Genomic DNA, 11,598 nt, shown 5'->3' on the forward strand with positions numbered 1-11,598 from the left:
CGTGTGAAAGTAGGTAATCGTCAGGCTCCCCCTAAAAACCCCTTGCTACAACGCGTAGCAAGGGGTTTTTGCTTTTCCCTCGCCGATAACCCCTGCCGATAATGCCGGGCACGCGTGGGTGGCGTCGCCTGACAGTGCCGCCTTGTCCTTGTCGGCGTCCGTGCCGGGGCACCGACGCTCATCTCCATCGTTTGACCTGGTGGATGTCATTGCCGATGCCAAGGTAGTGACTGCGCGGAACGCGCATGAGCTTCAACGTATGCCGCTCGCCAGAAAAAGCGCAGCCCCGAAGGACAGCGCTTTTTTTGTGGGCGGCATCGCATCCGCATATTCAAGACACATGGCAACGCATTCCCGCGATCCCGTTTCAGATGGCGGGCGCCGCTTCCGGGAGCGCCGACTCGCCGAGATTGAGCATCTATGAAATGGTGTTCGGCCATGCTGTCACTCTCCTCGAGCACGGAGATTGATCGGGGGATGCGGTCAGGCTCAAGCCGTGCCCCGTGTCGAGGTCCCCGCTCCGACTGGCTCGGAAAGCGCCGGTTCGCCGAGGTTAAGCATGGGCGGGTCACCCGGGCGAAGGTCGCAATGCGAGGGGATCTGGCCCAGGAGCGCTGTGTCGTTCAATTCTGCATCGCGCAGCGCCTTCAGGCGGGGGGGTACTTCGGGTACGAATGTCCAGCGGCGAATGTCGTGGGAGAACACTCGAAATATCGCGAAAAGCATAACAACTGGGTGTTTCATTCGCTATCGTGCCGCTTTTCAGTTCGCGGTGCGGGCGTTGCTCCGTCACGGCACGAGCGTATAGCGATGACCCAAAATCCTGTTTCGGCGCCCAAGCTCCCCCCCGTTGTCGTCATTTCTCTCGTGGACAGCGATGTCCGTCGCGCGCACATGATCAAGCAGTTAGCCGCCGCCGACGTCCGGTTCCAATTCTTTGATGCCGAACGCATTCGCGAGTATCCGCCGACATATGACGCTTCCGAGCGCCTGCGGATATATGGCAATCACCTGACGCTCGGAGAGGTTGGCTGCTACGAAAGCCATTACCGGATCTGGGAGGCACTGGCAAATTCCAACGACGACATCTGGTGCATCCTGGAAGACGATGTCGAATTGACCCCCGATTTCTCGCGGTGCCTCGCATCGACATTGGGCGTGGCCGTTCCGTGGGGCATCATGCGCTTGAAGGAGGGGGGCGCTGCTGGGCAGTGGCAAGTCGGCCGGTTGCCGGGTGGCGAGGTTCTGAACGACCACCGAAAGCAGCCTGGCGGTGCACATGCCTACCTCATCCGTCGCGGGGCAGCGCTCGTGCTTCTGGCCTACGCCAGACGCATCATCCACCCCGTCGACGACATGATCAACCGGAATTGGGAGCATGGCATCAGCATGATCTCGATATCGCCGGATATCGTGCTCGATCGGGGGGATGACCTCGGCACCACCATCCCGGGACGTCACAAGGTCAGGCGCAACGCTTGGCAAAAACTCAAACGGGAGTTCCATCGAGGGCGGGACAGCCTGAGCCGCCACGTCGACGCCTGGCGTCGGCGTTGGCTTACCCCAGTCCGCGGTTGACATTGGGTTTGATCTCGTCTGATTCCGCATATCCAAGCAAATCAATGGTTTGCCGCATATAGTGGAAATCCGCAGAGCGTCAGGCACAAAAACTGCGTATTTAATGCATGGAAGGTGTTGACAAGGCGGCAGCACATCTCCATAATTGCAAATTCTCTGCGGAGGGGTGCCCGAGTGGCTAAAGGGGGCAGACTGTAAATCTGTTGGCTTACGCCTACGTTGGTTCGAATCCAACCTCCTCCACCAGAATGCGGAAGTAATGAGCGCCGGAAACCAAAATTTCCGGCGCTTGTTGCCTGAGGCGAGGGTCGGAATCCAAGCGGGTGTAGCTCAATGGTAGAGCAGAAGCCTTCCAAGCTTATGACGAGGGTTCGATTCCCTTCACCCGCTCCAGGTGACGCGCAGACGCAGTAGAAGCAAAGGATTCGCCCATGTGGCTCAGTGGTAGAGCACTCCCTTGGTAAGGGAGAGGTCGGCAGTTCGATCCTGCCCATGGGCACCAAAGATAGTGTGAAGCGCGGCAATCATCATGCCGAGCAACTTCGGCAAAAGATAACCCCGTTAGGAGTCGGAAATGGCAAAGGAAAAATTCGCGCGGACCAAGCCGCACGTGAACGTTGGCACCATCGGTCACGTTGACCATGGCAAGACCACCCTGACGGCCGCTATCGCAACGGTTCTGTCGTCGAAGTTCGGCGGCGAAGCCAAGAACTACGCCGACATTGACGCGGCACCGGAAGAAAAGGCACGCGGCATTACCATCAATACCGCGCACATCGAGTACGAAACGGCTAACCGCCACTACGCACACGTTGACTGCCCGGGCCACGCCGACTACGTCAAGAACATGATTACCGGTGCTGCCCAGATGGACGGCGCTATCCTGGTTTGCTCGGCCGCTGACGGCCCGATGCCGCAAACGCGTGAGCACATCCTGCTGGCCCGCCAGGTTGGCGTGCCGTACATCATCGTGTTCCTGAACAAGTGCGACATGGTCGACGACGCCGAGCTGCTCGAGCTGGTCGAAATGGAAGTTCGCGAACTCCTGTCGAAGTACGAGTTCCCGGGCGACGACCTGCCGATCATCAAGGGTTCGGCCAAGCTGGCGCTGGAAGGTAACAAGGGCGAACTCGGCGAAGAAGCCATCATGAAGCTGGCTGACGCGCTCGACACGTACATCCCGACGCCGGAGCGTGCCATCGACAAGCCGTTCCTGATGCCGGTGGAAGACGTGTTCTCGATCTCGGGTCGCGGTACCGTGGTGACGGGTCGTGTTGAATCGGGCGTCATCAAGGTCGGCGAAGAAATCGAAATCGTTGGCATCACGCCGACGGTCAAGACGATTTGCACGGGCGTCGAAATGTTCCGCAAGCTGCTCGACCAAGGTCAGGCAGGCGACAACGTCGGTATCTTGCTGCGCGGTACGAAGCGTGAAGATGTCCAGCGTGGTCAGGTTCTGGCCAAGCCGGGTTCGATCACGCCGCACACGGAATTCACGGGCGAAGTGTACGTGCTGTCGAAGGATGAAGGTGGTCGTCACACCCCGTTCTTCAACAACTATCGTCCGCAGTTCTACTTCCGTACGACGGACGTGACGGGCTCGATCACTCTGCCGGCCGACAAGGAAATGGTCATGCCGGGCGATAACGTGTCGATTGGCGTCAAGCTGATTGCCCCGATCGCCATGACCGAAGGTCTGCGTTTCGCAATTCGCGAAGGTGGCCGTACCGTCGGCGCTGGCGTGGTTGCAAAGATCTTGGCGTAAGCCGGTACCGTAACGGTCCGCGCTTACGGGGTCAGCTTTTGGCGGCTGGCCCCACTGCTGTTTTAGGGGTATAGCTCAACTGGCAGAGCGTCGGTCTCCAAAACCGAAGGTTGGGGGTTCGATTCCCTCTGCCCCTGCCAAACAACTGTCTGCAAGCTGGAAATGGCGAATTCTCCCGTAGAAACTGTACGTACGACTGGCGACAAGCTGCTGCTGGCCCTGGCCGGGTTGCTCGTGATTGCTGGTGTCGTGGCGTTCTACGCGTTGGCGCAACAGGCACTCTATGTGCGCGTTGCGGCCATCGTCGTCGTTCTGGCCATCGCAGCAGGTGTTGCATTGGCATCGCAAACCGGCAAAGGCTTCCTGGCTTTTGCCAAGGATGCGTATCGGGAAGTGGGTAAGGTCGTTTGGCCGACCCGTAAAGAGGCCGCTCAAACGACTGCGATCGTCTTCGCGTTCGTCATCGTGATGGCGCTGTATCTCTGGATCAGCGACAAGACGATTGAATGGGCGGTGTTCTCTTTGATTCTTGGCTGGAAGTGATATGTCTGATACCGGGGCTGCACCGAGTAAGAAGCGCTGGTACGTCGTTCATGCGTATTCCGGCATGGAAAAGAGCGTAGCCAAAGCGCTGCGCGAGCGCATTGTGCGTGCCGGCATGGAAGACTATTTCGGCGAGATTCTTGTCCCGACCGAAGAAGTGGTTGAAATCAAAGGTGGCCACAAGTCGGTCACCGAGCGTCGTTTCTTTCCCGGCTATGTGCTGTGCGAGATGGAAATGACGGACGACACGTGGCACTTGGTGAAGAACACCGCCAAGGTCACCGGCTTCGTCGGCGGCACGGGTAACCGCCCGATTCCGATTCGACAGGCCGAGGTCGACAAGATCATGTCGCAAATCAAGGACGGGGTTGAAAAACCGCGTCCCAAGACGTTGTTCGAGGTGGGCGAGCTGGTTCGAGTCAAGGATGGTCCTTTTACGGACTTCAATGGCTCGGTGGAAGAAGTGAACTACGAAAAATCTCGCCTCCGTGTTTCCGTCACCATTTTCGGACGGGCAACTCCGGTAGAACTGGAGTTCGGACAAGTCGAAAAGATCTAAGAATAAAATGCGCCGGCGCGACGTCCGGCGCGTTTTTGCGTTGGTGACAGCCGTCGCCGAGGAGCGTCAGTAGCCCGTTTTGGTGAACGCGCGCTATGACTCAACCCCGAATATGCGCCACATATTCGTTCCGGAGTAAACCATGGCAAAGAAAATCATCGGCTTTATCAAGCTGCAGATTCCTGCAGGTAAAGCCAATCCGTCGCCCCCCGTGGGCCCGGCCCTGGGTCAACGCGGCCTGAACATCATGGAGTTCTGCAAGGCGTTCAACGCGCAAACGCAGAGCCTCGAGCCGGGTCTGCCGATCCCGGTGGTGATCACCGCCTTTGCGGACAAGAGCTTCACGTTCGTCCTGAAGACCCCGCCGGCAACGGTGCTGATCAAGAAGGCTGCCAACCTGCAAAAGGGTTCGAGCAAGCCGCACACCGACAAGGTGGGCAAGATCACCCGCGCACAAGCGGAAGAAATCGCGAAGACCAAGATGCCTGACCTTACCGCCTCCGATCTGGACGCCGCGGTTCGCACCATCGCTGGCAGCGCACGTTCGATGGGCATCACGGTGGAGGGTCTGTAATGGCTAAGATCTCGAAGCGTCAACAAGCACTGGCCGCCAAGGTCGACCGCAACAAGCTGTACCCGGTCGGCGACGCTCTGGCTCTGGTCAAGGAATGCGCAAGCGCCAAGTTCGACGAGTCGATCGACGTCGCCGTGCAACTCGGCGTGGATGCGAAGAAGTCGGACCAAGTGGTTCGCGGTTCGGTCGTCCTGCCGGCCGGTACCGGTAAGTCGGTTCGCGTGGCCGTGTTCGCCCAGGGCGAAAAGGCCGAGCAAGCCAAGGCTGCCGGCGCCGAAATCGTCGGTATGGAAGACCTGGCTGAGCAAATCAAGGCCGGCAAGATGGACTTCGATATCGTGATCGCTTCGCCGGACACGATGCGTGTCGTCGGTACGCTGGGTCAGATCCTCGGCCCGCGCGGCCTGATGCCGAACCCGAAGGTTGGCACGGTGACCCCGGACGTCGCTACGGCAGTGAAGAACGCCAAGGCAGGTCAGGTGCAGTTCCGTGTCGACAAGGCCGGTATCATCCACGCGACCATTGGCCGTGCATCGTTCGACCCGGCAGCGCTGCGTCAGAACCTGTCGGCCCTGCTGGAAGCCCTGACGAAGTCGAAGCCGGCTTCGAGCAAGGGTGTCTACCTGCGCAAGATCGCCCTGTCGAGCACGATGGGCGTTGGCGTGCGCGTGGACCAGGCCAGCCTGGCTGCCTAAGTCGGCGACCAAGCAGGACAGTATCGCAATCGCAGGGTGATGGCGTCCCCTGTGACGGCTGCGATCCTCGAGATCGACAGCCAGTAGCAAAAGACTTTGGGCGGAAGCGGATTCTTCGGAAATCGCTTCCGGTTATCAAAGACCGTTGGCGGGAATGGGCATGCATTGACGCTCCCTTAATACGCCAGCCAACGCAGATGGCGAACCCGAACAAGTTATGCAGTCACACCGTCGCACGCGGGCAACCGGGCGCGGCGGTTGAAACTCCAGACATGTCGGTAAGCCGTTAGTGGAACGGCATCACCATGAGGTGATGTTAATTTTGGAGGTTAACCGTGGCACTTAATCTTGATGATAAGAAAGCCGTCGTGGCAGAAGTTTCGGCGCAAGTCGCCGGCGCTTCGACCATCGTTGTGGCTGAATATCGCGGAATCACGGTTGGCGATCTGACGAAGCTTCGCGCCAATGCGCGTCAGCAAGGCGTGTACCTGCGTGTTCTGAAGAACACGCTGGCTCGCCGCGCGGTGGAAAACACCCCGTTTGCTGACCTGGCTGAGCAGATGACCGGTCCTCTGATCTACGGTATCTCGACGGATCCCGTAGCCGCTGCGAAAGTCTTGAACGACTTTTCGAAGGGCAACGACAAGTTGATCTTGAAGGCCGGCTCGTACGACGGCAAGGTGATGGACAAGGCAGGCGTGCAAGCGCTGGCCTCGATCCCGAGCCGCGACGAACTGCTCGCGAAGTTGCTGGGTGTCATGCAAGCGCCGGTTTCCGGCTTTGCTCGCGTCCTGGCTGCCGTGGCCGAGAAGAAGCAAGCGGAAGCTGCTTAACTCTCGTCCCGGTTACACGATCGCTGACTTCGGTCCGAACACAATCTAGGAGTTTTACAAATGGCAATCACGAAAGAAGACATCATCGACGCCGTTGGCGCAATGTCGGTTATGGAACTGAACGACCTGGTCAAGGCGTTCGAAGAGAAGTTCGGCGTGTCGGCTGCTGCCCTGTCGGTGGCTGGCCCGGCAGGTGCTGGCGCTGCTGCTGCAGTGGAAGAGCAAACCGAATTCAACGTCATCCTGGCGGAAGTCGGCGCGAACAAGGTCGGCGTGATCAAGGCCGTCCGCGAAATCACCGGCCTGGGCTTGAAGGAAGCCAAGGACGTGGTTGATGGCGCGCCGAAGGCTGTCAAGGAAGGCGTCGACAAGGCTGCTGCTGACGAAGCCAAGAAGAAGCTGGAAGAAGCCGGCGCCAAGGTCGAAATCAAGTAATTCGGCTCTGCGCGTAGGGAAGGCTGGCGACGAAACGTCGTCAGCCTTTTTGTGCTTTCTGGAGAGCCAAATCCCGCAAGCGGGGTGCGGAATTCGAAAGCCGGCGCGACATGGCGCCAAGTGGTTGAAAGCAAAATGATTTCGCCGGCGTATTCGTGATTGGCGCAGTTTCGGGCGTCGCGTCATCGAGGGGATCAGCGAGACGCAGCAACCAGGCAGGACCCAGGAAGTACCGAAGAGGCCAAAGAAAAAATCGCGCCGGGATTCGACCCGTGACGGTTTTCTCTTTGTCTTCTGAAGCGACTGCAGAAGGCAAGTTTGGTCGGGCGACGGGCAACACAGGCATCCGTCGCCGTCAGCCAGCGGTTGGTAGCGGCCAACCACCAAGCTCGTTGCTCCGCGGCAAGCCCGCCGTGGGGGACGTCTGGTCTCAGTCGATGAACACCCGTTGACGATGCCTGCCGTCGTCGTCAGCGTAGTGATTCGGAGATCGTAATGCACTATTCCTTCACCGAGAAGAAACGCATTCGCAAGAGTTTTGCGAAGCGTCCGACCGTGCACAAGGTGCCGTTTTTGCTGGCCACCCAGCTCGCCTCGTACACATCATTCTTGCAAGCCGATGCGCTTGCATCGGAGCGGAAGCCGGAGGGTCTGCAAGCAGCCTTCTCCTCCATTTTCCCGATCGTTTCTCACAACGGGTTCGCACGCCTGGAGTTTGTCAGCTATCTGCTTGGCACGCCCGCGTTCGATGTCAAGGAATGTCAACAGCGCGGCCTGACTTTTTGCTCGGCCCTGCGCGCCAAGGTTCGTCTGGTGATTCTCGATCGTGAATCGCCGAACAAGCCCGTGGTCAAGGAAGTCAAGGAACAGGAAGTCTACATGGGCGAAATTCCGCTCATGACGTCGACGGGTTCCTTCGTCATCAATGGCACGGAGCGTGTCATCGTCTCGCAGCTGCACCGCTCGCCGGGCGTGTTCTTCGAACACGACAAAGGCAAGACGCACAGCTCGGGCAAACTGCTGTTCTCGGCCCGGATCATCCCTTACCGCGGCTCGTGGCTGGACTTCGAATTCGATCCGAAGGACATCCTGTACTTCCGCGTCGACCGCCGTCGCAAGATGCCGGTCACGATCCTGCTCAAGGCCATCGGCCTGACGCCGGAACAGATCCTCGCGAACTTCTTCGTGTTCGACAACTTCAAGCTGATGCCGGAAGGCGCACAGATGGAGTTCGTGCCCGAGCGCCTGCGCGGTGAAGTGGCGCGCTTCGACATCACGGATCGCGAAGGCAAGGTCATCGTCCAGAAGGACAAGCGCGTCAACGCCAAGCACATCCGCGACCTGGAGAACGCCAACACCAAGTTCATCTCGGTGCCGGAAGACTACCTGCTCGGCCGTGTGCTCGCGAAGAACGTGATCGATGGCGATACCGGCGAAGTGATCGCCAACGCCAACGAAGAAATCACCGAAAGCGTGCTGGTCAAGCTGCGCGAGTCGGACGTGTCGGACATCCAGACGCTGTTCACGAACGATCTGGACCAGGGTTCGTACATCTCGGCCACGCTGCGCATCGACGAGACCGCGGACCGTACCGCCGCGCGCATCGCGATCTACCGCATGATGCGCCCGGGCGAGCCGCCGACCGAAGATGCGGTCGAGGCCCTGTTCAACCGTCTGTTCTACAGCGAAGAAGCCTACGACCTGTCGAAGGTGGGTCGTATGAAGTTCAACCGCCGTGTTGGCCGTGACGAAGTGCTCGGACCGATGACGCTGGAAGACGACGACATTCTCTCGACCATCAAGATCCTCGTGGATCTGCGTAACGGGCGCGGCGAAGTCGACGACATCGACCACTTGGGCAACCGTCGTGTGCGTTGCGTGGGCGAACTGGCCGAGAACCAGTTCCGCGCCGGTCTGGTGCGTGTCGAGCGCGCCGTGAAGGAACGTCTGGGTCAGGCCGAGTCCGAAAACCTGATGCCGCACGACCTGATCAACAGCAAGCCGATCTCGTCGGCCATTCGCGAGTTCTTCGGTTCGTCGCAGCTCTCGCAGTTCATGGACCAGACCAACCCGCTGTCGGAAATCACGCACAAGCGTCGCGTGTCCGCACTGGGCCCGGGCGGTCTGACGCGCGAACGTGCAGGCTTTGAAGTTCGCGACGTGCACCCGACTCACTACGGTCGTGTGTGCCCGATTGAAACGCCGGAAGGTCCGAACATTGGTCTGATCAACTCGCTGGCGCTGTACGCTCGCCTGAACGAATACGGTTTCCTCGAGACGCCGTATCGCAAGGTGGAAGACGGCAAGGTCACCGACCAGATCGACTACCTGTCGGCCATTGAAGAAGGTCGTTATGTGATCGCCCAGGCGAACGCGTCGATCGGCGAAAACGGCGAACTGACCGATGAACTGGTCTCGTCGCGTGAAGCTGGCGAAACGCTGATGGTCACGCCGGACCGCATCCAGTACATGGACGTGGCGCCGTCGCAGATCGTCTCCGTCGCTGCGTCGCTGATTCCGTTCCTCGAACACGATGACGCGAACCGCGCGTTGATGGGTTCGAACATGCAGCGCCAGGCCGTGCCTTGCCTGCGTCCGGAAAAGGCGGTGGTCGGTACGGGTATCGAGCGTACGGTGGCCGTTGACTCGGGCACGACCGTGCAGGCGTTCCGTGGTGGCGTGGTCGACTATGTCGACGCAGGCCGCGTGGTGATTCGCGTGAACGATGACGAAGCCGTGGCCGGTGAAGTCGGCGTGGACATCTACAACCTGATCAAGTACACGCGTTCGAACCAGAACACCAACATCAACCAGCGCCCGATCGTGGAAGTGGGCGACAAGGTGGCGCGCGGCGATGTGATTGCCGACGGCGCGTCGACCGATCTGGGTGAGCTGGCGCTGGGTCAGAACATGCTGATCGCGTTCATGCCGTGGAACGGCTACAACTTCGAGGATTCGATCCTGATCTCGGAGCGTGTCGTCGCGGAAGACCGTTACACGTCGATCCACATCGAAGAGCTGAACGTGGTCGCTCGCGACACCAAGCTCGGACCTGAGGAAATCACGCGCGATATCTCGAACCTGGCCGAAGTGCAACTGGGTCGTCTGGACGAGTCGGGCATCGTGTACATCGGCGCGGAAGTCGAAGCCGGCGACGTGCTGGTGGGCAAGGTCACGCCGAAGGGCGAAACCCAGCTCACGCCGGAAGAAAAGCTGCTGCGCGCGATTTTCGGCGAGAAGGCATCGGACGTGAAGGACACCTCGCTGCGCGTGCCGTCGGGCATGAGCGGCACCGTCATCGACGTGCAGGTGTTCACGCGGGAAGGCATTCAGCGCGACAAGCGTGCCCAGCAGATCATCGACGATGAACTCAAGGGCTACCGCCTGGACCTGAACGACCAGCTGCGTATCGTGGAAGGCGATGCCTTCCAGCGTCTGGAGCGCTTCCTGGTCGGCAAGACGGCCAATGGCGGTCCGAAGAAGCTCGCCAAGGGCACCAAGCTTACGAAGGAATACCTGGCGGATCTGGAACGCTATCACTGGTTCGACATTCGCCTGGCCGAAGACGAAGGTGCGCAACAGCTCGAACAGATCAAGGAATCGATCGAGCAGAAGCGTCACCAGTTCGATCTCGCCTTCGAAGAGAAGCGCAAGAAGCTCACGCAAGGCGACGAACTGCCGCCGGGCGTGCTGAAGATGGTCAAGGTCTACCTGGCGGTCAAGCGTCGTCTGCAGCCTGGCGACAAGATGGCCGGCCGTCACGGTAACAAGGGCGTGGTCTCGAAGATCGTGCCGATCGAGGATATGCCGTACATGGCCGATGGCCGTCCGGCGGACATCGTGCTCAACCCGCTCGGCGTGCCGTCGCGGATGAACGTGGGTCAGATTCTCGAATCGCACCTCGGCTGGGCAGCGAAGGGCCTGGGCTGGCGTATCGGCGAAATGCTGCAGGCGCACACCAAGGTCCAGGAAGTTCGCAAGTTCCTGACGAAGATCTACAACGAGAGCGGCCAGCAAGAAGATATCGACAGCCTGTCGGACGACGAAATCATGTCGCTGGCGCGCAACCTGCAGAACGGCGTGCCGTTCGCAACGCCGGTGTTCGATGGTGCGCATGAAGAGGAAATCCATCGCATGCTGGATCTGGCGTTCCCGGATCACATCGCGAAGGACCTCGGCATGACCCCGTCGAAGAACCAGGTCACGCTGTTCGATGGCCGTACCGGTGAAGCGTTCGAGCGTCCGGTCACGTGCGGCTTCATGCACATGCTCAAGCTGCACCACTTGGTCGACGACAAGATGCACGCGCGCTCGACCGGTCCGTACTCGCTGGTGACGCAACAGCCGTTGGGCGGTAAGGCTCAGTTCGGTGGTCAGCGCTTCGGTGAAATGGAAGTGTGGGCACTGGAAGCGTACGGCGCATCGTATGTGCTGCAGGAAATGCTGACCGTGAAGTCGGATGACGTGGCGGGTCGTACGAAGGTGTACGAGAACCTCGTCAAGGGCGATCACGTGATCGATGCCGGCATGCCGGAATCGTTCAACGTGCTGGTCAAGGAAATCCGTTCGCTCGGTATCGATATCGACCTGGAGCGCGGTTAATCGCGTTCAGGCAA

Annotated in this window: 10 protein-coding genes and 4 tRNA genes; all 14 read left to right on the top strand. The window is 59.6% G+C overall.

Annotated elements, in window-relative coordinates; genetic code table 11:
• Positions 1-245 precede the first annotated feature (245 nt).
• The 14 genes from PTE31013_RS24150 (at position 246) to rpoB (ending at position 11,584) form a co-directional block, all read left to right on the top strand.
• Complete coding sequence (locus PTE31013_RS24150; protein ID WP_150615159.1) at positions 246-470, top strand: hypothetical protein; 225 nt, start codon at positions 246-248, stop codon at positions 468-470.
• Complete coding sequence (locus PTE31013_RS24155) at positions 439-1,578, top strand: glycosyltransferase family 25 protein (RefSeq protein WP_174978709.1); 1,140 nt, start codon at positions 439-441, stop codon at positions 1,576-1,578. The genes PTE31013_RS24150 and PTE31013_RS24155 overlap by 32 nt, the downstream gene beginning before the upstream one ends.
• Positions 1,579-1,738: 160 nt before the next feature.
• A tRNA-Tyr gene (locus PTE31013_RS24160) sits at positions 1,739-1,824 on the top strand.
• Between the two features lie 73 nt (positions 1,825-1,897).
• Positions 1,898-1,971 (top strand) — tRNA-Gly (locus PTE31013_RS24165).
• Positions 1,972-2,005: 34 nt separating this feature from the next.
• Positions 2,006-2,080: transfer RNA gene (locus PTE31013_RS24170), tRNA-Thr, on the top strand.
• A gap of 72 nt (positions 2,081-2,152) precedes the next feature.
• Positions 2,153-3,343, top strand: coding sequence for an elongation factor Tu (tuf, locus tag PTE31013_RS24175; protein WP_150615161.1), 1,191 nt, complete (start codon positions 2,153-2,155; stop codon positions 3,341-3,343).
• 64 nt (positions 3,344-3,407) lie between these two features.
• Positions 3,408-3,483 (top strand) — tRNA-Trp (locus tag PTE31013_RS24180).
• 22 nt (positions 3,484-3,505) lie between these two features.
• Positions 3,506-3,886, top strand: coding sequence for a preprotein translocase subunit SecE (gene secE, locus PTE31013_RS24185; RefSeq protein ID WP_150615162.1), 381 nt, complete (start codon positions 3,506-3,508; stop codon positions 3,884-3,886).
• Position 3,887: 1 nt separating this feature from the next.
• Positions 3,888-4,445, top strand: a complete 558-nt coding sequence (nusG, locus tag PTE31013_RS24190) for a transcription termination/antitermination protein NusG (RefSeq protein ID WP_150590283.1) — start codon at positions 3,888-3,890, stop codon at positions 4,443-4,445.
• Positions 4,446-4,587: 142 nt separating this feature from the next.
• Positions 4,588-5,019, top strand: coding sequence for a 50S ribosomal protein L11 (gene rplK, locus PTE31013_RS24195; RefSeq protein WP_010804164.1), 432 nt, complete (start codon positions 4,588-4,590; stop codon positions 5,017-5,019).
• Positions 5,019-5,714: a 50S ribosomal protein L1 gene (rplA, locus tag PTE31013_RS24200; RefSeq protein ID WP_150615163.1), complete on the top strand. Its 696-nt coding sequence runs from the start codon at positions 5,019-5,021 to the stop codon at positions 5,712-5,714. The genes rplK and rplA overlap by 1 nt, the downstream gene beginning before the upstream one ends.
• A 335-nt stretch (positions 5,715-6,049) precedes the next feature.
• Entirely contained in the window at positions 6,050-6,547 is a 498-nt protein-coding gene (gene rplJ / locus PTE31013_RS24205) for a 50S ribosomal protein L10 (protein WP_010804162.1), read from the top strand.
• A 60-nt stretch (positions 6,548-6,607) separates the two neighbouring features.
• Complete coding sequence (rplL, locus tag PTE31013_RS24210) at positions 6,608-6,982, top strand: 50S ribosomal protein L7/L12 (protein ID WP_150552112.1); 375 nt, start codon at positions 6,608-6,610, stop codon at positions 6,980-6,982.
• 495 nt (positions 6,983-7,477) lie between these two features.
• Positions 7,478-11,584 (top strand): DNA-directed RNA polymerase subunit beta, encoded by a 4,107-nt coding sequence (rpoB, locus tag PTE31013_RS24215; RefSeq protein WP_150615164.1) that lies wholly within the window; start codon positions 7,478-7,480, stop codon positions 11,582-11,584.
• The last annotated feature ends 14 nt before the right edge of the window (positions 11,585-11,598 follow it).

Origin of the sequence: Pandoraea terrigena, assembly GCF_902459705.1 — a bacterium.
In the GTDB taxonomy this organism is placed as follows: Bacteria; Pseudomonadota; Gammaproteobacteria; order Burkholderiales; family Burkholderiaceae; genus Pandoraea; species Pandoraea terrigena.